Source organism: Streptomyces sp. CNP082 (assembly GCF_059570535.1).
Genome location: NZ_JCANSZ010000003.1, coordinates 1 through 22,404, shown reverse-complemented (window position 1 = coordinate 22,404; position 22,404 = coordinate 1). Strand labels below are relative to the sequence as shown.

The 22,404-nt window shown below is 73.1% G+C and carries 15 protein-coding genes and 1 rRNA gene; 10 read left to right on the top strand and 6 right to left on the bottom strand.

Features of this window, described 5'->3' with window-relative positions:
- The first annotated feature begins 50 nt into the window (after positions 1–50).
- Positions 51–1,535 carry a type VII secretion integral membrane protein EccD gene (gene eccD, locus B124_RS03090; protein ID WP_496501052.1) on the top strand — a complete coding sequence of 495 codons (1,485 nt, stop codon included), beginning with the start codon at positions 51–53 and terminating at the stop codon, positions 1,533–1,535.
- 22 nt (positions 1,536–1,557) lie between these two features.
- On the opposite strand, the gene B124_RS03085 is transcribed toward eccD, so the two are convergent.
- From B124_RS03085 to B124_RS03070, 4 genes are read right to left on the bottom strand one after another with little or no spacing between them, the layout of a single operon-like run.
- Positions 1,558–3,630 (bottom strand): protein kinase domain-containing protein, encoded by a 2,073-nt coding sequence (locus tag B124_RS03085; RefSeq protein WP_496501051.1) that lies wholly within the window; start codon positions 3,628–3,630, stop codon positions 1,558–1,560.
- 25 nt (positions 3,631–3,655) lie between these two features.
- Positions 3,656–5,902, bottom strand: a complete 2,247-nt coding sequence (locus B124_RS03080; protein WP_496501050.1) for a protein kinase domain-containing protein — start codon at positions 5,900–5,902, stop codon at positions 3,656–3,658.
- Positions 5,903–5,916: 14 nt separating this feature from the next.
- Positions 5,917–8,205, bottom strand: a complete 2,289-nt coding sequence (locus B124_RS03075) for an outer membrane protein assembly factor BamB family protein (RefSeq protein WP_496501049.1) — start codon at positions 8,203–8,205, stop codon at positions 5,917–5,919.
- Positions 8,206–8,233: 28 nt separating this feature from the next.
- Entirely contained in the window at positions 8,234–10,684 is a 2,451-nt protein-coding gene (locus tag B124_RS03070; RefSeq protein WP_496501048.1) for an outer membrane protein assembly factor BamB family protein, read from the bottom strand.
- A gap of 495 nt (positions 10,685–11,179) precedes the next feature.
- On the opposite strand from B124_RS03070, the gene B124_RS03065 reads away from it, so the two are divergent.
- From B124_RS03065 to B124_RS03040, 6 genes are all read left to right on the top strand, one after another.
- Positions 11,180–11,698 carry a M23 family metallopeptidase gene (locus B124_RS03065; RefSeq protein WP_496501047.1) on the top strand — a complete coding sequence of 173 codons (519 nt, stop codon included), beginning with the start codon at positions 11,180–11,182 and terminating at the stop codon, positions 11,696–11,698.
- A gap of 208 nt (positions 11,699–11,906) precedes the next feature.
- The gene (gene rpsO / locus B124_RS03060; protein WP_027743620.1) at positions 11,907–12,194 is read left to right on the top strand and encodes a 30S ribosomal protein S15; all 288 of its coding nucleotides are present in this window, start codon (positions 11,907–11,909) and stop codon (positions 12,192–12,194) included.
- A 410-nt stretch (positions 12,195–12,604) separates the two neighbouring features.
- The gene (locus tag B124_RS03055; RefSeq protein WP_496501046.1) at positions 12,605–14,833 is read left to right on the top strand and encodes a polyribonucleotide nucleotidyltransferase; all 2,229 of its coding nucleotides are present in this window, start codon (positions 12,605–12,607) and stop codon (positions 14,831–14,833) included.
- On the top strand, positions 14,830–16,254 hold the full coding sequence (locus B124_RS03050; protein ID WP_496501045.1) for a M16 family metallopeptidase: 1,425 nt from the start codon (positions 14,830–14,832) through the stop codon (positions 16,252–16,254). The genes B124_RS03055 and B124_RS03050 overlap by 4 nt, the downstream gene beginning before the upstream one ends.
- A gap of 245 nt (positions 16,255–16,499) precedes the next feature.
- Positions 16,500–17,255: a 4-hydroxy-tetrahydrodipicolinate reductase gene (gene dapB / locus B124_RS03045; RefSeq protein ID WP_496501044.1), complete on the top strand. Its 756-nt coding sequence runs from the start codon at positions 16,500–16,502 to the stop codon at positions 17,253–17,255.
- 22 nt (positions 17,256–17,277) lie between these two features.
- Positions 17,278–17,730, top strand: coding sequence for a hypothetical protein (locus B124_RS03040; protein ID WP_496501043.1), 453 nt, complete (start codon positions 17,278–17,280; stop codon positions 17,728–17,730).
- Between the two features lie 31 nt (positions 17,731–17,761).
- On the opposite strand, the gene B124_RS03035 is transcribed toward B124_RS03040, so the two are convergent.
- Both B124_RS03035 and B124_RS03030 read right to left on the bottom strand, forming a co-directional pair.
- Positions 17,762–18,325: an SCO5741 family PH domain-containing membrane protein gene (locus B124_RS03035; protein WP_496501042.1), complete on the bottom strand. Its 564-nt coding sequence runs from the start codon at positions 18,323–18,325 to the stop codon at positions 17,762–17,764.
- Positions 18,326–18,438: 113 nt separating this feature from the next.
- The gene (locus B124_RS03030; protein WP_496501041.1) at positions 18,439–18,684 is read right to left on the bottom strand and encodes a hypothetical protein; all 246 of its coding nucleotides are present in this window, start codon (positions 18,682–18,684) and stop codon (positions 18,439–18,441) included.
- Positions 18,685–19,029: 345 nt separating this feature from the next.
- On the opposite strand from B124_RS03030, the gene dapA reads away from it, so the two are divergent.
- The 3 genes from dapA to B124_RS03015 all read left to right on the top strand — a co-directional run.
- Positions 19,030–19,929 carry a 4-hydroxy-tetrahydrodipicolinate synthase gene (dapA, locus tag B124_RS03025; protein WP_496501040.1) on the top strand — a complete coding sequence of 300 codons (900 nt, stop codon included), beginning with the start codon at positions 19,030–19,032 and terminating at the stop codon, positions 19,927–19,929.
- Between the two features lie 182 nt (positions 19,930–20,111).
- Positions 20,112–21,797 (top strand): ribonuclease J, encoded by a 1,686-nt coding sequence (locus B124_RS03020; protein WP_496501039.1) that lies wholly within the window; start codon positions 20,112–20,114, stop codon positions 21,795–21,797.
- Between the two features lie 391 nt (positions 21,798–22,188).
- A 16S ribosomal RNA gene (locus B124_RS03015) occupies positions 22,189–22,404 on the top strand; the annotation flags it as partial.

Sequence of the window (22,404 nt, the reverse complement as noted above, 5' to 3'; positions counted from 1 at the left end):
CGGTAGGGTCGTGACGCCGTCAAGCCACGGGACATGGAGGAGGCTCGCAGTTGAGTGCAGGTGTTCCGGCGACGGGCAGCGCCACGGGCTTCTGCCGGGTGACCATCGTCGCGCCCGACAGCCGTATCGACGTCGCGCTTCCCGAGGACGTCGCGGTCGCCGACATCCACCCCGAGGTGCTGCGGCTGTCCGGGCAGACACCGGCCCGGGGTGCCCCGGTCGGCTACCACCTAGTGCGCAGGGACGGCACGGTGCTCGACAGCTCCCGCTCGCTGCTGGCCCAGGGCGTGCTGGACGGCGATGTGCTGACGCTGCGGCCGTTCGCACAGTCGCTGCCGCCCGCGGTGTACGACGACGTCAGCGACGCCGTCGCCGCCGCGGTGTCGCGGGACTACACGCTGTGGGGCGACGCGCAGATGCGGGCCGCGGGGCTCATCGGCGGCGGGGTGCTGCTGGCGCTGATGGCGTTCGTGCTGTGGTACGCGGATCCGGTCGGCCACGACATGCACGGGCTGCCGGGGGTGCTGGCCGGCGTCGCGGCGGTCCTGCTGGTGTGCCTGTCGGCGGTGCGGGCCCGGGTGTACGAGGACCGGGCGTCCGCCGTCGCGCTGGGGCTCGGCGCCATGCCGCTGGTGATGATCGCCGGGTCCGCGGTGCTGCCGCCGGCGGACGGACATGGCATCGGCAGGCTGCAGTTCCTGGGCGGGTGCGCCGCCGTCCTGGTCGCCGCGGCCGTGCTGGTCGCGCTGGCGCCGCGCGGCGACGGGTCGTTCGTGGCGGTGGCGTTCGCGGCGGCGTTCGGCATGCTCGTCACGTTCGTCGCCGTCGTCACCGACATCGAGGCGGTCGAGGCTGCGGCGATCTGCTCGCCGGTCGCGCTGGGCACCGTGGCGTTCCTTCCGGGTCTGTCCGTGCGCTTCGCCCGGTTACCGGTCGGGTTCGAGCCGCCGAAGACGCAGATCGCGGACTACGGCGCCGACCCCGACGACATTCCGGAGACGCAGGGCCCGGTGGCCGCCGACCGGATCGCGGTCCAGGCACGGCGCGGGCACGAGACGCTCGTCGGTCTGGTGGGCGGCTGCTCGGCGGTGGTGATCGGGGCGGCGGCGGTGCTGGGCTTCTCCGACTCGGGGTGGGCGCAGTTGCTGGCGCTGGCCACGGGGGTGGCGATGCTGTTGCGGGCGCGGTTGTTCCGGTACACGTCGCAGGTCGCGTCCGCGCTGGTGGCGGGTATCGCCGCCGTGGTGCTCCTGGGCGTGGGGCTCGCGCTGAACCCGCCGGCGTACGCGATGGCGGCGCTGCGGGCGCGCGGCGACAGCTCGGACCTGGACGCGCGGACGCTGTGGCTCGTCGCGGTGCTGGCGATCGGGGCCGCGGTGCTCACGGCGATCGGGCTGATGGTGCCGCGGGTGGGCGTATCCCCGTTCTGGGGGCGGTTCCTGGAGATCTTCGAGAGCTTCGTACTGCTGTCGCTGCTGCCGCTGTGTCTCGCCGTGATGGATGTGTACACGTCGATGCGGGAGTTGACCAGCTAAGGGTCCGTGTGGACAGCGCCCGTCAGAACACGGGGTTTGCCGTCAGTGACCCCGTGTAGAGGACGAACACCCGGTTCTTCGCCGCGGCCATGGTCCAGTCGTCCCGCTCTGTGGACGTCCGGCGGTCCTCCCACGCCACCCTGCCCTTGCCGATGTCGTAGACCTTCAGCGCGTCCGGATCGATGTTGGACGTCGTCCCGGCCCACAGCGAGTTCCCCTGGATCACCGGCGGGTACCTCAGCGCGACGGCCAGGGCCTCCTCCGTCCACTCGATCTCCCGCGTCCTGGCGTTCCGCACGGTGAGCTTCGCGTCGTTCACCGCGTAGAGCAAGTCGCCGTCCAGGGCCGGCGCGCTCCAGATGTACTCGCCCTTCGGCTCCTCGTTCCACTCCGGCTTCCCGTCGCCCTTCAGCGCGTACGCCGTCAGCCCGTCGCCGCCCGCGTACACGAAGCCCCCGCCGACCGCGCACGGCAGCGCGTAGGAGCTGCGCTTGGGGGTGTCCCACACCGTGTCGCCGCTGCTCGTGTCCACCACCGCGAGCCTGCCGTCGGAGCCGGAGAGCACCAGCATGCCGTCTACGGTCGTGGCCCACGCGGGCTTGCTGACGCTGGACTTGACCGGCAGTTCGACCGTCCAGCGCTGTTTGCCGTCCGTGCCGACGGCGCGCAGCTCGCCGTCCTTCGTCGCCACGTACGCCCCGTCCGCCGACGCCGCGAGGACGACGGCCGCCCGGGCGTCCGGCGCCGACCACTGCTCGCGCCGGTCGCGCCCGCGCAGCCCGTACACGGCGCCCTCGGCGTCCGCTACGGCGAAGGTCTGCTCGTCGAGCGCCGCCCCGCGGGCCGCCGCCACCGCGTCCTCCTGCCGCCACTTCTCCTTGCCGGTGCGGATGTCCAGGCCCGCGATGCTGCCGTCGGCCATCGCGGCGACCAGCGTCTCGCGCAGCGGAAGGAGCAGCGGCGTATCGGAGTTGAGCCCGCCGACCGGGCCCCAGAGCGCCGCGGGGGCGTTGTCGGCGCTGTAGCCCTTCAGCCGCTGCGCCGCCCACGGGTCGCGCTTGGGCGCCGTGGTCGTGCCGCCGTCGTCCCTGCCCAGCCACCACCAGGCGGCCGTGCCCCCGCCCGCGGCCACCACCGCGCCGCCGGTGCCGAGCGCGACCAGCAGCCGCCGCCGCGAGGGCCCCGGCACCTGGGTGTCGCCGGCCGCGGGGAGCGCGGCGAGGCGGGCCGCCTCCTGCTCGCGGCCCGCGATGTCCGCGGCGAGCGGGCCCTGCTGCCAGACGGCCTCGGCGCCGGGCGGCGGGGCGAGGGCGGCGGCGATCTGCGGGGGAGTCGGGCGGTACGCGGGGTCCTTGGCCAGGCACGGGGCGATCAGCGGGTGCAGGTCGGGCGGCAGCCCGTCGAGCCGCGGCTCCCCGTGCACCACCTCGTACTGCACGGCCGCCACATGGCTGCCCTGGTACGCCGTGTGGCCCGTCGCCGCCAGCGTGAGCACCGCGCCCAGCGCGAACACGTCCGCGGGCGGGCCCACGCGCTGCCCGAGCACCTGCTCCGGCGGGCCGTAGCCGGGCGTGACGGGGGCCTCGCCGGTGCTGGTGAGCGTCAGGCCGTGCTCGGGGCGGGCGATGCCGAAGTCGATGATGCGGGGCCCGGTCGCGGTCAGCACGATGTTCGGCGGCTTGACGTCGCGGTGGACGAGGCCGGCCGCGTGGATGTCGGTGAGCGTGCTCGCCAGCGCCGCGCCGATCGCGCGCAGCGCCGTGCCGTCCAGCGGCCCGTAGCGCTCGACGGCCTCGGCCAGCGTCGGCCCGGCGAGGAACTCGCAGGCGATCCACGGCCGTCCGCCCTCCGTCTCGGCGCCGAGCACCCGCGCCACGCCGGGGCTCTGCACCGCCTGCGCGGCGTGCGCCTCGCGGACGAAGCGCTGCGCCAGGTTCGACTGGTGGGCCAGCTCCGGCCGCAGCACCTTGATCGCGGCGGGACGCCCCGAGGAGTCCCGGCCGAGGTACACCTTGCCCATGCCGCCCGCGCCGAGCACGCCGATGAGGCGGTACGGGCCGAGGCGCAGCGGGTCTCCGGTGCCGAGGGGTTTCATGGGCGTACCGCTCCTGGGGAAGTTCCTACTGAAGGGGAAGTCCGCGCACTTCGGCCGCGGTGACGACGAGGAGGACCCCGGCGTCGTCCTGCTCGATGACCATGGGGCGTTCGTTGTCCTCGGGCCCCCGGTACGACCACGCCGTCCGGTGCTCTTCGAGGTCGACCGCCCGCACCCAGTCGCGCCCGCCGGTGCCCACGTACACGTACTTCTTGCCGACCACGGGCGCGACGATGAACGCCTGCGGCCCGGCCCAGTCGGCCTCGGCCTCCCACTCGACCTCGCCGCTGGCGCCGTCGATGGCGATGAGCCCGTTGCCGTTCTCGACGACGTAGACCTTGCCGTCCTTGACCGCCGGGGTGCCGTACAGGCGGGTGTCAGGGCCCAGTTCCGCGCGCGCGTCGCGGTCCTTGCCGAGCGTCCAGTCCACCTCGCCGTCCGACAGCCGCAGCGCGGTCAGGTCGCGCAGGCCGAGGAGCACGTGGTCCTTGGTGGTGGGGAACTGCTGCAGGCCGGCGAGCGCGTCGCGGTCGGCCTTGGGCGCCGTCCAGGACCAGCGCTCCTCGCCGGTCTTCGGGTCGAGGCACGTCAGGGTGGACTCGACCCGGATGAGCACCTCGTTCTTCGTCACGGAGGTGGCGTACGAGGGGCCGGTGTCCGGGGACTTGTTGTCGAACCCCCAGAGCATCTTCCCGGTCTTCATGTCCGCGCCCACGAACTGCGGGGTCCACGGGGTCTTCTCGACGACGCGCTTCTTGGTCTCCTTGTCGCGGTAGACCCGGGTGACCCAGCGGGTGGTCGCACGCAGCAGCAGGATGCCGTTCTCCAGGCCCTCGATGGCCGGTCCCTTGATCTCCGCGCCGCTGAGGGCGACGTGCTCCTCCTGCTCGCCCGTCTCCGGGTCGGTGGCGAACACGGCGTGGGTGCCCTCACCGGAGGCGCTGCGGCTGGAGATGGAGAAGAACCCGGAGTCGTCGCCGATGAGGCCGAGCATCGGGGTGGCGAGGTCGTCGACCCCGCGCAGCTTGCCGCTGCGCGCGTCCACGAACTGCCCGCCGCCGGTGGACGTCAGCAGCAGGACGTAGTTGCCGCCGGTGGCCAGGGAGAACGCGCCGCCGCCGCCGACGACCGGCCGCGTCCACACCTCCTTCGGCGCCTTCGGCTTCTTCGCCTTCGGCTTGGCCTCCGGCTCCTTGCCGTCGTCGCGGAGGTACGCCCACGCCCCCACCCCCGCGCCGCCGACGGCCACGGCGCCCGCGCCCGCCAGCGCCAGCACCTTGCGACGCGACGGACCCGTGGCCGCGCCCGACTGCGTCGCCAGCGCGGCCTGCTCCGGCGACGGCAGCCGGGGCGGCTGCGGCTGCCAGGCGACGGCGGCGCGGCGCAGGATGTCGGCGTGCAGCGCGTCCGGGAGGTGGTCGGCGAAGCCGGCTGCGCCGTCCGCGCAGTCCGGCAGCCCCTCGGCGAGCAGCCCCGCCAGCTCGTCGGTGCCGGGGCGGACCTCCGGCTCCTTGGCCAGGCAGCGCTGCAGCAGCGGCAGCAGCCCGGCGGGCACGCCGGACAGGTCGGCCTCGCCGTAGCGCACCCGGTACAGCAGGTCCGCGGCCTGCCCGCCGCCGAAGGGGCCGTGGCCCGTACAGGCGAAGACCAGCACGCCCGCGAGCGCGAACACGTCGCCGACCGGGGTGTGTTCGACGCCGGACGCCTGCTCGGGCGACATGAAGGCGGGGGTGCCGGCCGCGGTGCCGGTACGGGTCAGGTGGTCGTCGCCCGCCGCGCGGGCGATGCCGAAGTCGATCACCTTCGGGCCCGCCGACGTCAGCAGGATGTTCGACGGCTTCAGGTCGCGGTGGACGACGCCGGAGCGGTGCAGTTGCCCCAGCGCCTCGCAGAGCGCGGCGCCCAGCGCCCGCGTCGTGGTCTCGGGCAGCGGGCCGCACAGCGCCACCGCCTCGTCCAGCGGCGGGCCGAGCACGTACTCCGTCGCCAGCCACGGCGTCTCCGCCAGCGGGTCGGCGTCGACGACCTCGGCGCCGTAGCGGTCGCCGATGACCCGGGCGGCGTCGGTCTCCAGCCGGAAGCGGGTGCGGAACTCCGCGCCCGCGGTGCCGGCTTCACCGCTGACGAGGTCGGCGTGCATGGTCTTCAGCGCCACGGTGCGCCCGCCCGCGGAGCGGGCGAGGTAGACGGTGCCCATGCCGCCGCTGCCGAGGCGGGCGACCAGCCGGTACGGGCCCAGTTGCCGCGGGTCGTCGTGGGTGAGAGGCGTCATCGAGGCAGCCATGATCAGTCCACCGGGAGTGCGTAGAGGGCGTCCTTGGACAGGACGAGGGCGATGCCGTCGCCCGCGGCGAGCACGCGGCCGGAGACGCCGGGGCCGTCGTCCATGGACGAGCCGCCCTCGCTGACCGTCGCGAACCGCCACAGCGGCGACCCGCCGCGGGTGTCGAACGCCTGCACCTCGGCCTCGTTGCTGTAGAAGATGGTCCTGCCGGTGCCGCTGAGGCGGATGTCGTTGACGTCGAACCGGCCGCCGGCGTAGACCGGGGTGCGCCATAGCTGCTTGCCGTCCTGCACCGACAGCGCCGTCATCTGCGCGTCCTGGGTGCCGTACAGCGTGCGGCCCTTGCGGTCGGTGAGCGCGGAGAAGAAGTGCTCCTTCATCGGCCGCTCCCACACCTGCTTGCCGCCGCGCATCTCGTACGCCCGCAGCATGTCGTCGTCGTTCTGCGGGCTGACGAGGATGCCGGCCTTGGTCGCGAACGTGTCGGGGCCGTCGTAGTTCTTGACCCCGTCGTACCTCTGCTCCCACGCTTTGTCGCCGCTGCGCGGGTCGAGCGCGAGGTAGGTGAAGTCGAAGTCGGCTGTGGGGTCGCTGGGGAGGAGCAGCTCGCCGCCGAGGATCTTGGGGTGGTCGCCGTCGCTGAGCTGCTGGTCGTCCAGGTCGCCGTAGCCCTTCGGCAGCGGTACGCGCCACACCTCCTCGCGCTTGCCCGTGTCGTACGCCACCGCGGAGAACTTCTCCAGCGAGTCGTCCGCGCCCATGAAGTAGAAGACCCCGTCGATGACGCCGATGGTCTCCTGGTAGCTCACCTTGCTGTTGAGCGTGTAGTCCTCGATGGAGCCCTTCGACTTGCCGTCGGCCATGTCGACGATCGCCAGTCCGGCGATCTGCTCCGGGAAGAGCGCCAGCCCGCCGCCGAGGGGGGTCAGCATGCCGTCCGCGAACACGTCGGAATCCCACGCCTTCTTGCCGGTGCGCACGTTCACGGCGGTGAGGGCCCCCAGCGTCTCCACGACGGCGATCCTGCCGATGACGCTGACCTTGCTGGCGTCCTGGCCCGGCAGCGGGTAGACCCACAGCGGCTTGGGCGGGGCGCCCTTCGCGGGGGTGGTGCGGTAGACGGGCGGGTCCTCCTTCGTCGCACGCCGGTACGCGTAGCCGCCGCCCCCGCCGACGGCCAGTCCCGCGGCGCCGAAGGCGAGGCCGCGCAGCAGCGCGCGGCGGCCCGGGCGCGGCGGGGGCAGGGAGGTCTCGCCGAGCCCCGCCCCGGCCGCCGTGTCCGGCGTCCGGCCGGGGACGGGCGGGCCGCCGGGCGCACTGCTGCCCTGGACGGCGCCCGGCGGGGGCGTGAGCGGGCCCTGCGCCGGCAGCGCCGGCAGTTGGGCGGCCAGCGCCGCCGCGACGGCCCCGGGCACCTGCTCCTGCCCCGGCTCCGCCGGCAGGGCCTGCTGCGCCTGCTGGAGCTGCTGGAGCAGCGCGTCCGCGCGGGGCCGCCGCGCCGGGTCCTGGGCCAGACAGCCGGCGAGCACCGAGGCCAGCGGCTCCGGCAGCGCGCCCGGGTCGGGGGAGTGGGCGCCGGTGGCGGCGTACGCCAGCACCACGCCCAGCGCGTAGATGTCGCCCAGGGGCCGCGGCACCCCGCCCGCCGCCTGCTCCGGCGGCAGCCACGCGGGCGGCAGCCCGGGCACCGCCGCACGGGGCCCCTCGCCCGGCGCCGCCGCGCGCACCGCGCCGTACGCCCCGAGCCGCGGCCCGGCCGGCGTCAGCAGCACCGCGGCCGGCGTCAGCCCCGCGTACACCAGGCCCTGCGCGTGCGACTGCAGCACCGCGGCGGCCAGCGACACCCCCAGCCGGCAGACGTACGCCACCGGCAGCGGGCCGCCGTGCGCCGCCAGCGCCGCGGGCAGCGGCAGCGCGGGCGCGCAGTCGTACGCCACCCACGGCTCCTCGTCCTGCGGCGCCACCCCGGCCACCGGCGCGGCGGCCGGTCCTGCCAGCCGCGCGGACGTACCGGCCTCGGAGGCGAACCTGACCCGGAAGCCGGGGTCCGCGGCGAGCGCCGCCGGCGGCGTCATCAGCACCACGACCCGGCCCAGCGGCTCGCTGAAGGCCAGGTGGAACCGGGGCCCGTCGTCTCCGGGCCCGCCCCCCGGGGCATACGGGTCCTCCGGGGCGTACGGGCCGAGCGGCGCGATGATCCGGTGCGGGCCCACCCGCTGCTGCGGGGCGCCTCCGGCCGTGCCGCCGGCCGCGCCGCCGTTCGAACCGCCGGAGCCGGTCAACGTCTGCATACGAACTGTCCCCCTTGCCGCCGCGCGCTCAGTCCAGCGGCAGCGCGTACACGCTGCTCCCGCTCGCGACCACGGCCGTGTTCTTGCCGACCGCCACCCGGCGCCGGTGCGCGTACTTCGGCTTGCCCGGCCGCATGTCCGTGAACCGCCACAGCAGATCGCCGCCGTCCGTGTCGTAGGCCAGCACCTGCATGTCGTCGCCCGCGATCAGGCACCGCTCGTCGGGCGTGACGTGCAGCGCCGGGGCCTGGACGAGCACCCCGACGTAGGCCAGCAGCGGATTGCGCTTCCACTGCTCCTCGCCCGAGTCGCGCGCCACCGAGTGCACGGCGCGGAAGGTGTCGAGGGCGTGGATCATCTCGCCCTGCACGGCGGGCGGGCCGAAGTTCTGCGGGTTGGTGCTCTCCATGTCCTTGTCCCACGGCTCGGCGGTCAGGGTCCACAGCTCGGCGCCGTCGCCGCCCGCGTCGTATCCGCGCATGTCCTTGCCGGCGGTGGCGACCAGCAGGTCCTTCCCGGCCGCCGCCCAGTGCCCGCCCGCCATGCCGGCGTACTCCTGCGCCCACCGCACCTCGCCGCTGCCGAGGTCGAGCGCGGAGACCGCGGCCGGCTTGTCGCGGTGCTCCGCGCTCTCGTCGGCCTCGGGCACCAGGACGACACAGTCGCCGACGAAGAGCGCGGCGGTCGCGGCGGCCGAGCCGGGCGAGCGCCACAGCTCGCGGCGCTCGGCGAGGTCGTAGCCGACGACGGTCAGCCCGCCGCCCTCCTTGACGGTGAACGCGGCGGTGTCGCCGGCCACGCCGAGGAGTGCGCCGTACGGCGCCTTGCCGCCCCGGCGGAACTTCTCCGACGTCCACGCCACCGCGCCGTCCGCGGCGTCGAGCACGGTCAGGTCCCTGCCGGGCACCAGCACCATGCCGTCGCCGAGCGGCACCGCGGAGCCCGCGGCGCTGACGTCCGACTGCTCCCACAGCTCGTCGCCGGTGCGCAGGTCCATCGCGTAGACGCCGGACTTCGCCACGACCAGCGCGGCGGAGCCCCCGGCGACGACGGGCGGGCCGACCGGCTCGACCTTGCCCAGGCCCTTGCCCCACAGCACGGGGGGCGGGGCGCCGGTCAGCCGCTTCCTGCCGGTGTTGCGGGCCGCCAGCCGCTCCGCGGTGGTCGGCGGCGGAGGCGGGTCCTCGGTGGTCGCGGCCCACGCCGCGGCGCCGCCGGCCGCGAGGCCCGCCGCACCGCCGGCGATGCCGGCGAGCAGGGCGCGGCGGGGGGCGGGGCGGCCGATGACGGTGGTGTTGCCGATCAGGTCCGGAGCGCCGGGGGTGCCGGGGGCCGGCGCCGCGAGGAAGGCGGGGTCCGGCTCGGTCTCGGCGGCGAGCACGTCGGCGGCCTGGAGCGCCAGTGCGGCGCTGACCCGGCGGGGCAGCCAGCCGGGGGCCAGGGCGGCGCCGGAGCGGGTGGTCGCCGCGTCGAGCACGGTCCCGGGAGCCGCCGCACCCGGGCCGGGGGCTGCGGCCCCGGGCGCGGCACCGCGGAGCAGCTCGGGCAGGAGCGCGGCGGCGGCGGGGCGGCGGGCGGGGTCGGGGTGGAGGCAGGGCTCCAGGGCGGCGCGCAGCGCGGGCTGGAGGAGGTCCAGCGGGTCCGCGGGGGTGCCGTACGGGTCGGAGGCGCCGGGGTCAGCGCCGTACGGGTCTGCGCCGTACGGGTCTGCGCTGTTCGGGTCCGGGGCGTAGCCGGCACCGCCGGTGGACGGGCCGGTCAGCGGGTCGCCGAAGGCGTCCGCCCGCGGGTCCGCCGCGTCCGGGCCGGTCCCGCCCGGAATCCGGCCGGTCGCGGCGTACAGGAGCACCGCGGCCAGCGCGTACACGTCCCCCAGGGGCCGTGGCCGCCCGCCCGCCGCCTGCTCCGGCGGCAGGAACTCCGGTATGAGCCCGGCAAGGCTCCCGCGCGGGCTGCCGTCGGCGCCCGCCGCACCCACCGTGCCGTAGCCGGTCAGCAGCGGGCCGTCACCGGTGAGCAGCACCGCCGTCGGGTCGAGCCCCCCGTGCGCGGCGCCCGCGGCGTGCAGCGCGGCCAGCGTCTCGGCCAGCGCGGCGCCCACCGCGTACACGGTGCGCTCGGGCAGCGGGTTCTGCTGTGCGTCCAGCGCGGCGGGCAGCGGCAGCGCCGGCCGGTACGGCATCGCCCACCAGGGCGCGCCGCCGGCGGACAGCTCGCCCACCGGCGCCAGCCACGGGCCGCCGGAACCGCCGAGGCGCTGGGCCTCGGCCGCGGCGGCGCGGAAGCGCCCGGCGTAGCCGTCGTCGGCGGCCGTCGCCTCGGCGCGCGGTGCGGTGACAAGGACAGTGCGTTCTCCACCCGGCGCCTGCGCGATGTAGCGCGCGGCCGGCGCGCGCATCCCGCTCGCGTCCGAGTCCAGACGCCCCACCGGCCGGTACGCCCCGAACTGCTCGGGGTCGTCGAGTCGCAGCGGTTCCATACCCCCTCCTAGGAACTGGCTCGGGCAGCCTACCGGGGCGGGCCGGGCTCCGCTGGAGGCGGGGGGTAAAAGGTCCCGTCCGGGAGAGGAGAAAGTCCCGCGGGAGAGCCGTTTTTTCTTATCCAGAAGTGGTGTCCGCCACATGCCTCTGAAGGAATCCTAAAAGCGGTAGTAGCGGAATTGGACGAGGGTCCGGGACTTTCGTCCCTGTACTCGCCGGACTTTCGGCAGGGGAGTGGGACGGACTTTCGGAAACGCCCCGCGCGAACCGCTCTCACCTGCACATTTGGCCTCCTTTTGCTGTCCTTTACGCCGTCAGAAGCCGTTCTCGAAGGTGGTCTTCAGGGGTGGACAAGGGGCAGGAAAACCCGACTCGTCGCTACGACACCGACTCGTACCAAGGGTCCTTGTCTATCCCGGTCCTGCGGGTTACCAAGGTGATGCGACCTCGGAGCGCAGCCGGGGTCGGAACCTTTTCTGGAGGGAATTCCAAGAATGTTCAAGAACGCCAAGCTCACCGCCCCCATTGCCACCTCCGCGATGCTCGCCGCCGGCGCCGGCATGGTCGTCGCCCTCGGCTCGGGTGTGGCCACGGCCGACAGCAAGCCCGACTGGGTCAAGCCCGTCTCGGCCCATTACGACGTCACCGGTCAGTACAACCAGGGCGGTGCCCACTGGGCCGCGAAGCACAGCGGTCAGGACTTCGCCGCCCCCACGGGCACCAAGGTCCAGGCGGCGCACGAGGGCACCGTGGTCACGGCCGGCTGGGGCGGCGCCTACGGCAACAACATCGTGATCAAGCACGGTGAGGGCGTCTACACGCAGTACGGCCACCTGTCCAAGATCGACGTCTCCGTCGGCGAGCACGTCAACGCCAAGACGGACATCGGCAAGATCGGCTCGACCGGTAACTCCACCGGCCCGCACCTGCACTTCGAGGTCCGCACCACCCCCTACTACGGTTCCGCCGTGGACCCGGTCGCGTTCCTGAACAAGCACGGCGTCAGGATCTGACCCGCGAACCCCGCACTCTGACGGGCGGCGCCGGGCGGCGGTCTTCGGACCGCCGCCCGGCTGCTAGGCTGGCGGACGGTTCGCGTGAGTGCCCCCGTATCCCTCGGGTGAGGCGCCGCGACCGCCCCGCCCGCCGAGTCACCGCAGATTCCCTGTGACCAAAACCAGGGACGCTCGGCGGCGCCGACCAGAGGAGTTGGGAAAGAGTATGTCGCTCGACACCGCGACGAAGAAGAAGATCATGGCCGAGTACGCCACGAAGGAAGGCGACACCGGCTCCCCCGAGGTGCAGGTGGCGATGCTCACCCAGCGCATCAGCGACCTGACCGAGCACCTGAAGACCCACAAGCACGACCACCACTCGCGCCGCGGTCTGCTCCTGCTCGTCGGCCGCCGCCGCCGGCTGCTCCAGTACCTGGCCAAGAAGGACATCGCCCGCTTCCGTACGCTGGTCGACCGCCTCGGCATCCGCCGCGGCGCCGCCGGCGCCCGCTAGCGCCGTACCAGGGAGCGGCCCCCGCACCGGGGGCCGCTCCCTCGGCGTATGCCCGCAGCGCTCCGGCTCCGCCCGGGCGCCGGGGCCCGGTCCGTCCGTACGGACCCTTACCGCACGGTTGCCAGCCAGCCGTCGAGAAGCCGCCGGAGGGACTTGTACTCTGGTCGGCAGGACATCAGCACAGAGTGAATACGGGGAGCAACCGCCCGCAGCCGCCGGACCTGTGCCGACAGCGGGCGCCGGTCCTCGGTAGTGGCCTTCGGAGCACGCGAGAGCGCGCACCCCGACGGCTTCGATCGAAGACCGGCCCGGCCTACAGCCGCTCATCCGGCCCGAGCCTGCCGCGCGGGTGCTCCACCGCTCACCGCCCACGCCACACGGGCGTGGGCGCAGACGAGGAGAATTTCCTGGTGGAGAACGAAACCCACTACAGCGAGGCCGTTATCGACAACGGCTCGTTCGGCACCCGCACCATCCGCTTCGAGACCGGCCGGCTCGCCAAGCTCGCCGCCGGCTCCGCCGTCGCCTACCTCGACGACGAGACCATGGTTCTCGCGGCGACCAGCGCCTCCAAGCAGCCCAAGGACCAGCTCGACTTCTTCCCCCTGACGGTGGACGTCGAAGAGCGCATGTACGCCATCGGCAAGATCCCCGGCTCCTTCTTCCGCCGCGAGGGCCGCCCCAGCGAGGACGCCATCCTCACCTGCCGGCTCATCGACCGGCCGCTGCGCCCCTCCTTCAAGAAGGGCCTGCGCAACGAGATCCAGATCGTCGCCACCATCGAGGCGCTCAACCCCGACCACCTCTACGACGTGGTCGCCATCAACGCCGCCTCCGCCTCCACCCAACTGGCCGGCCTGCCGTTCTCCGGCCCCATCGGCGGCACCCGCGTCGCCCTCATCCGCGGCCAGTGGGTGGCCTTCCCCACCCACGCCGAGCTGGAAGAGGCCGTCTTCGACATGGTCGTCGCCGGCCGGGTCCTCGACGACGGCGACGTGGCGATCATGATGGTCGAGGCCGAGGCCACCGACCAGACCGTCGAGCTGGTCAAGGGCGGCGCCACCGCGCCGACCGAGGAGGTCGTCGCCGCCGGTCTGGAGGCCGCCAAGCCCTTCATCAAGACCCTCTGCAAGGCCCAGGCCGACCTCGCCGCCAAGGCCGCCAAGCCCACCGGCGAGTTCCCGGTCTTCCTGGACTTCCAGGACGACGTGCTGCAGGCGCTCACCGCAGCCGTACGCGACGAGCTGGCCCAGGCCCTGACCGTCAGCAACAAGCTGGAGCGCGAGGCCGAGCTGGACCGCGTCAAGGACGTCGCCGCCGAGAAGCTGCTGCCGCAGTTCGAGGGCCGCGAGAAGGAGGTCTCCGCGGCGTACCGCGCGCTCACCAAGGAGCTGGTGCGCGAGCGCGTCATCCGCGAGAAGGTCCGTATCGACGGCCGCGGCGTCACCGACATCCGGCCGCTGGCGGTCGAGGTCGAGGCGATTCCGCGGGTGCACGGCTCGGCGCTCTTCGAGCGCGGCGAGACCCAGATCATGGGCGTGACGACGCTGAACATGCTGCGCATGGAGCAGCAGCTGGACACCCTCAACCCGGTGACCCGCAAGCGCTACATGCACAACTACATCTTCCCGCCGTACTCCACCGGCGAGACCGGCCGCGTCGGCACCCCCAAGCGCCGCGAGATCGGCCATGGCGCGCTCGCCGAGCGCGCCATCGTCCCGGTGCTGCCCAGCCGTGAGGACTTCCCGTACGCGATCCGCCAGGTCTCCGAGGCGCTCGGCTCCAACGGCTCGACGTCCATGGGCTCCGTCTGCGCCTCCACGATGTCGCTGCTGAACGCCGGTGTGCCGCTGAAGGCCCCGGTCGCCGGCATCGCCATGGGCCTGATCTCCAAGGAGATCGAGGGCGAGACGCGCTACGTGACGCTGACCGACATCCTCGGTGCCGAGGACGCCTTCGGCGACATGGACTTCAAGGTCGCCGGCACCAAGGAGTTCGTCACCGCGCTGCAGCTCGACACCAAGCTCGACGGCATCCCCGCCTCCGTGCTGGCCGCGGCCCTGAAGCAGGCCCGCGACGCCCGGCTGCACATCCTCGACGTGATGATGGAGGCCATCGACCGGCCGGACGAGATGTCCCCGCACGCCCCGCGGATCATCACCATCAAGATCCCCGTGGACAAGATCGGCGAGGTCATCGGCCCCAAGGGCAAGATGATCAACCAGATTCAGGAGGACACCGGCGCCGAGATCACCATCGAGGACGACGGCACGATCTACATCGGTGCCGCCGACGGCCCGGCCGCCGAGGCCGCCCGTACGACCATCAACGGCATCGCCAACCCGACGATGCCCGAGGTCGGCGAGCGCTACCTGGGCACGGTCGTGAAGACCACCTCCTTCGGCGCCTTCGTCTCCCTGCTGCCCGGCAAGGACGGTCTGCTGCACATCTCGCAGATCCGCAAGCTCGCCGGCGGCAAGCGCGTGGAGAACGTCGAGGACGTCCTCGGCGTCGGCCAGAAGGTCCAGGTCGAGATCGCCGAGATCGACCAGCGCGGCAAGCTGTCCCTCATCCCCGTCCTGGAGGACGAGGAGAAGGACGGCGACGCCGGGAAGTCCGGGGACGAGTCCGCGAAGTGACCCTGCCCCCCAGCAGTCGGAAGGCGGCCCGCCCCCCGTACCGGGGGCGGGCCGTCCCCCGTCCGCGCTCCACCACCGCGACCCTCGCCGAGGGCTCCGCCGCCGGTTCCGCCGGCGCCGCCAGCTCTGGCAGTGCCGGCACCGTACGCAAGACGGTGCTGCCCGGCGGCCTGCGCGTGCTCACCGAGACCGTGCCGTCCGTCCGCTCCGCCACCTTCGGCATCTGGGCCCACGTCGGCTCCCGCGACGAGACCCCCGCCCTCGGCGGCGCCACGCACTACCTGGAGCACCTGCTCTTCAAAGGCACGCGGACGCGCTCCGCGCTCGACATCTCCGCGCCCATCGACGCGGTCGGCGGCGAGATGAACGCGTTCACGGCCAAGGAGTACACCTGCTACTACGCGCGGGTCCTCGACACCGACCTGCCGCTGGCCGTCGACATCGTCTGCGACATGCTCACCGGCTCCGTCATCCGCGCCGAGGACGTCGAGGCGGAACGCGGCGTCGTCCTCGAAGAGATCGCGATGACCGAGGACGACCCCGGCGACTGCGTCCACGACCTCTTCGCCCGCACGATGCTCGGCGACACCCCCCTCGGCCGCCCCGTCCTCGGCACCGTCGAGACCGTCACGGCGCTCACCCGCGACCGCGTCGCCCGCTTCTACCAGCGCCACTACGTGCCCACCCGGCTCGTCGTCGCCGCCGCCGGGAACGTCGACCACGACGACGTCGTACGCCGCGTGGCCGCCGCCTTCGACCGCGCCGGCGCCCTCGACGCCCCCGACGCAACCCCGCACGGCCCCCGCGCCGGCAGCCGCGCGCTGCGCACCGCGGGCCGCGTCGAGCTGCAGGAGCGCAAAACCGAGCAGACCCACCTGGTCCTCGGCGCCCCCGGCGTCGGCCGCCACGACGAGCGCCGCTGGGCGCTCAGCGTGCTGTCCGCAGCCCTCGGCGGCGGCATGAGCTCCCGGCTCTTCCAGGAGATCCGGGAGAAGCGCGGCCTGGCCTACTCCGTGTACTCGTACACCTCGGGCTTCGCCGACTGCGGCCTCTTCGGCGTCTACGCCGGCTGCCGCCCCGCGCAGGCCGCCGACGTGCTCAAGCTCTGCCGCGAGGAACTCGCGCACGTCGCCCGGCACGGCCTCGCCGACGAGGAGGTCGCCCGCGCCGTCGGCCAGTTGTGCGGCTCCCTGGTGCTGGGCCTGGAGGACACCGGCGCGCTGATGCACCGCCTCGGCAAGAGCGAGCTGTGCTGGGGCGAGCAGATGTCGGTCGACGACATCCTGGCCCGGATCCGCGCCGTCACACCCGACGACGTACGCGAGGTGGCGGCGAGCGTCCTGGGCCGCCGCCCGTCCCTGTCGGTCATCGGCCCGGTAACGGACCGCCAGGCGACGGCGCTGCAGGAGGCGGTGGCCTGAGGGCGTAGCGTAGGGGAGCGCCCTTCGCGACCCGGAGGGTGAAGCCTGGGGCGGTGGCTTCGGGCCGTCCACCCGGGCGAGCCCCTCTCGGGTCCGGGGCGGAGCCCCGGCGGGGTCCGGGGCGGCAGCCCCGGGTCCGCCAACCCGCGCCGGAGGCGCGGTTCGGGGGGCTGGGGGCGCAGCCCCCAGTTTCGGGAAGGGGCGGGGTTGGGGAAGATCCACCGAACACCGGAGGTAGTACGCGCATGACCACCCCGCTCAAGGTCGCCGTCATCGGCGCCCGCGGCCGCATCGGCTCCGAGGCCGCGAGGGCCGTGGAGGCCGCCGACGACATGGACCTCGTCGCCGCCGTCGACCGCGACGACGACCTCGCTGAGCTGACGAAGGCCGGCGCCGAGGTCGCCGTCGAGCTGACCCACCCGGACTCCGCCCCCGCCAACGTCGACTTCTGCGTACGCAACGGAATCCACGCCGTCGTCGGCACCACCGGCTGGACAGACGAGCGCCTCGCCGCGCTGCGCACCCGGCTCGCCGACAGCCCCGGCACCGGCGTGTTCATCGCCCCGAACTTCTCCCTCGGCGCCGTCCTCACCATGCACTTCGCCCGGCAGGCCGCCCGGTTCTTCGAGTCCGCCGAGGTCGTGGAGCTGCACCATCCGAACAAGGCCGACGCCCCGTCCGGCACCGCCACCCGCACCGCCCGCCTCATCGCCGAGGCCCGCCGCGAGGCCGGCCTGCCGCCGCAGCCCGACGCCACCGCCACCGCCCTGCCCGGCGCCCGCGGCGCCGACGTCGACGGGGTGCCCGTGCATGCCGTACGGCTGCGGGGGCTCCTCGCCCACCAGGAGGTGCTGCTCGGCGACACCGGGGAGACGCTCACCATCCGGCACGACTCGCTGCACCACAGCAGCTTCATGCCGGGCATCCTGCTCGCCGTCCGCCGGGTGCGTCAGACCCCCGGCCTGACGGTCGGCCTGGAACACTTCCTCGACCTCGGCTGACGCCGCCGCCAGGACCCCGCTCATGCGCTCGAAGATCACTTACGTAGTGCTGTCGGCCGTGCTGATCGTCTACTTCTTCCTCGCCGGCACCCGCGGCTGGTACCTGCTGCGCGAGGGCACGCCGGTGACCGTCGCCTTCGGCGCCGCCGTGCTCGTGCTCCCCGGCATCGGCCTGTGGTTCCTGTGGCACACCACCGCCTTCGCCCGCGCCGCGAACGCGCTGGCGCGGGAGCTCGACGCCGAGGGCGGGCTGCCGGTCGACGAGCTGAAGCGCCTGCCCAGCGGCCGTATCGACCGAGACTCGGCCGACGAGGTCTTCCGCCGCCGCAAGGCGGAGACGGAGGCGGCGCCGCAGGACTGGCGGTGCTGGTTCCGGCTGGCGGTCGCGTACCACGACGCGCGCGACACCCCGCGGGCACGCAGGGCCATGCAGCGGGCGATCACGCTGCGCAGAACGGCGGGCCAGCGGCCGTAGCGCCCTCGGCGCCGGCCGCGCTACGGGAGCGTCAGCGCAGCTCCGTCGCCCACGCCTCGACCGTGTCGGCCGCCCGGTCGAACGCCTCGGGCCGGCTGAGGAAGTCGGCGTTGGAGTCCGTCAGCAGCGGGCGCAGCGCAGCGCCCCCGCCCCGCCCCCGCCGCGCCGCGGGCGTCACCAGGAGCGCCTGCCCCTGCACCGTACGCGGCAGACCGAGCCACTTCACCGGCTGCTGCACGGTCCGCACGTCGCCGACCTCGTCCCACGACAGGGTGACGGTGTGGAGGAGATGCACCTGCCGCAGCCCGTGCGCGCTCACCCACACCCCGACGCGCAGCAGCCGCAGCGCCGCCGCGATGAACCCCACCGCCACACCGGCGCACGTCAGCGCGCCGGTGACCGACTCGGCGAGCAGCATGATGACGGTCGCGAAGAGGAGGTACGAGGCGAGCAGCAGCTCGACGGCGGCCATCAGCACCCGCCAGGGTCCCGGGCGGTACGGACGGCGCCAGCGGTCGCGGTCGGCGTACGGGAGGGGGGCGTCGCCGGCGACATCTCCGAAGTCGCGGTCGGCGGTCAGAAAGGGCAGTGGCACGCCTGCGAGGCTAGCGAGGCCCCGGCGCGCTCACCACCCCGGGGGTGCGGACGGGGCACCCGCGCCGCCGGTGACGGGCACCCGCGGGTGGTGACAGCGCGACGCGGACGGGGTCAGGGCGTCTGCACGGTCTCCGTGTCCTGCGCGGACCCCGGGTCGTCGGTGAGCTGCATCGCCGGGATGCCGAACACCACCGCACCGACGAGCCCCGCCACTATCAGCACGCCCACCAGCACCCGCCCGGCGATCTCCCCGATCCCGGCGCGCTGCACGGGGGGCGGCACGGGGACATCGCTGCGGAAGCGGTCGGCCTCCGCCACGAAGGCGAACGGAACGGGCTCACGCCGACGGCGAAACATGCTGGGGCACCACCTCAGGGCTCGTAGGTCTGCCGACCTGACTCCTGCCACCCGGACAACGTCGGAACGTCCCCTAAAGTGCCCAGATCCAGGGCCATGTGCCGAATACCCGTCAAAGGTACCAAGGCGCAAGCGGCGCCCGGAATGCCGCCGGAGACGGCGGGCGCTCGAAAGCCGCGGCGAATTGTCTGGAATGGTGGTTATAGCGAAGTTCGCCTAGGCTGAGGATACGAACCCGGTACTGCTTGAACCCCCGAGCAGGCAGTGCCGGGTTCTCCCGCACCTGCCGCACCGCACGCCACCCAAGCGCGCACTCCGGGCATTCTTACGAGTAGCGTGTCACTCATGGCTCCGACATCCACCCCGCAGACGCCCTTCGGACGGATGCTGACCGCCATGGTCACGCCGTTCACCCCTGACGGCGCCCTCGACCTCGACGGCGCCCAGCGACTCGCCGCCCACCTCGTGGACGCCGGCAACGACGGCCTGGTGCTCAACGGCACCACCGGCGAGTCGCCCACCACCAGCGATGCGGAGAAAGCCCAACTCGTACGGGCCGTCGTGGACGCCGTCGGCGACCGCGCCCACATCGTCGCCGGGGCCTCGACGAACGACACCCGGCACAGCATCGAGCTGGCCCGCGCCGCCCAGGACGCCGGCGCCCACGGTCTGCTGACCGTCACCCCGTACTACAGCAAGCCGCCGCAGCAGGGCCTCTACGCCCACTTCAAGGCCATCGCCGACGCCACCGACCTGCCCGTGATGCTCTACGACATCCCCGGCCGCAGCGGCGTCCCGATCAACACCGAGACCATGCTCCGGCTGGCCGAGCACCCCCGGATCGTCGCCAACAAGGACGCCAAGGGCGACCTCGGCCGCGCAAGCTGGGCCATCGCCCAGACGGGGCTGGCCTGGTACTCCGGCGACGACATGCTGAACCTGCCCCTGCTGTCCGTCGGCGGCGTCGGCTTCGTCTCCGTCGTCGGCCATCTCGTCACCCCCGAACTGGTCGCCCTCGTCGAGGCGTACACCAGCGGCGACGTGACCAAGGCCACCGAACTGCACCAGCAACTGCTCCCCGTCTACACCGGCATGTTCCGCACCCAGGGCGTCATCACCGTCAAGGCGGCACTCGCCCTGCAGAACCTGCCCGGCGGCCCGCTGCGGCTGCCGCTCGTCGGGCTCTCGCCGGAGGAGACCGAGCAGCTCAAGCGCGACCTCAAGGGCGGCGGCGTGCACGTGTAGGCGTACGCCCCCGGCCGTACGCACCGCACCATCGCCGCCCTCACCGCTACCGAGACGTCACAACCGCATACCGAGAAACCCGCGGCGCGGCTTCAGGGAAGCCGCCGCCGCACGCATTCATGTGCGCCCCGCCCCGGGCCCACCGCCGGGACCCGGCCGGTGCGCATGGTGAGGAGACACCTTTGAGCCATCCCCATCCCGAACTCGGCCCGCCTCCCGCACTCGCGGAGGGCGCCCTGCGCGTCACGCCGCTCGGCGGACTCGGCGAGATCGGCCGCAACATGACCGTCCTCGAATACGACGGCCGTCTGCTGATCGTCGACTGCGGCGTTCTCTTCCCCGAGGAGGAGCAACCCGGGGTCGACCTGATCCTTCCCGACTTCTCCACCATCAGGGGCCGCCTCGACGACATCGAAGGCATCGTCCTCACGCACGGCCACGAGGACCACATCGGCGCCGTGCCCTACCTGCTCCGCGAAAAGCCGGACATCCCCCTGATCGGCTCCAAGCTGACCCTCGCCCTCATCGAGGCCAAGCTCCAGGAGCACCGCATCCGCCCGTACACGCTCCAGGTCGCCGAGGGCGGCAGGGAGCGCATCGGGCCCTTCGACTGCGAGTTCGTCTCCGTCAACCACTCCATCCCGGACAGCCTCGCCGTCGCGGTCCGCACCCCCGCGGGCGTCGTCGTGCACACCGGCGACTTCAAGATGGACCAACTGCCCCTCGACGGCCGCCTCACCGACCTGCCCGCGTTCGCGCGCCTCGGCGAGGAGGGCATCGACCTGCTGCTCGTCGACTCCACCAACGCCGAGGTCCCGGGGTTCGTGGCACCGGAGAAGGACATCTCCGGGGTGCTGCGGGGAGTGTTCGCGGCGGCGCAGCGAAGGATCATCGTCGCGAGCTTCGCCAGCCACGTCCACCGCATCCAGCAGGTCCTGGACGCGGCGCACGCGTACGGACGGAAGGTCGCCTTCGTCGGCCGCTCGATGGTCCGCAACATGGGCATCGCCCGCGACCTCGGCTACCTGCGCGTGCCCGCCGGACTCGTCGTGGACGTGAAGACCCTCGACGACCTGCCGGACCATGAGGTCGTCCTCGTCTGTACGGGCTCGCAGGGCGAGCCGATGGCCGCCCTGTCCCGCATGGCCAACCGCGACCACCAGATCCGCATCGTCGCCGGCGACACGGTCATCCTCGCCTCGTCCCTGATCCCGGGCAACGAGAACGCCGTCTACCGCGTGATCAACGGCCTCACCCGCTGGGGCGCCAACGTCGTCCACAAGGGCAACGCCAAGGTCCACGTCTCGGGCCACGCCTCGGCCGGCGAACTGCTGTACTTCTACAACATCTGCAAGCCCCGCAACGTCATGCCGGTCCACGGCGAATGGCGCCACCTGCGCGCGAACGCCGAACTCGCCGCGGCGACGGGCGTCCGCGCCGACCGCATCGTCATCGCCGAGGACGGCGTGGCCGTCGACCTGATCGACGGGGTCGCCAAGATCTCCGGCAAGGTCCAGGCGGGCTACGTGTACGTCGACGGCCTCTCCGTCGGTGACGTGACGGAGTCCTCGCTCAAGGACCGCCGGATCCTGGGCGAGGAGGGCATCATCAGCGTCTTCGTCGTGGTGGACAGCACCACCGGCAAGATCGTCGCCGGCCCCCACGTCCAGAGCCGCGGCTCCGGCATCGAGGACGCGGCGTTCCGGGACGTCATCCCGAAACTCGAGGAAGCCCTCGCCAAGTGCGCCTCGGACGGCGTCGCCGAGACCCACCAGCTCCAGCAACTGGTCCGGCGCACAGTGGGCAAGTGGGTCTCCGACACCTTCCGCCGCCGCCCGATGATCCTCCCGGTCGTCGTCGAGGTCTGACCCCCGCCCGAACACCCCCTGCCCCACCCGGTCCGGCCCTGACCCCGCCTCGGACGTTGCCCGAGGCGGGGGTTGGGGCCGGCACCGATTTGCACGGGGGCCGAACGTCCAGTAGTTTTACGTCACCGCCCGACGAGCCTGCGGGCCGTCGTGCCCGGTCAACTGGGCCCGAGGGGCGGTCATTTCAACCCCGAGAAAGCTGTTAGGGTTGGAACACACCGAAGGGAAACGCCCGGAGAAGCCCGGTGAGGGTTTTGAAGGTAGTGTCCGTTCTTTGAGAACTCAACAGTGTGCCAAGTAATTGATGCCAAGTGTTTGATGTAGTGACACAGCAGTAGCGAGGCAGACTCGTTCTGTAGTGCCTGCAGGCTCATTTGAGCTTTTGTATGCATTTACGGAGAGTTTGATCCTGGCTCAGGACGAACGCTGGCGGCGTGCTTAACACATGCAAGTCGAACGATGATCCGGTTTCGGCCGGGGATTAGTGGCGAACGGGTGAGTAACACGTGGGCAATCTGCCCTGCACTCTGGGACAAGCCCTGGAAACGGGGTCTAATACCGGATAGTACCTTCGGGCGCATGCCTGGGGGTGGAAAGCTCCGGCGGT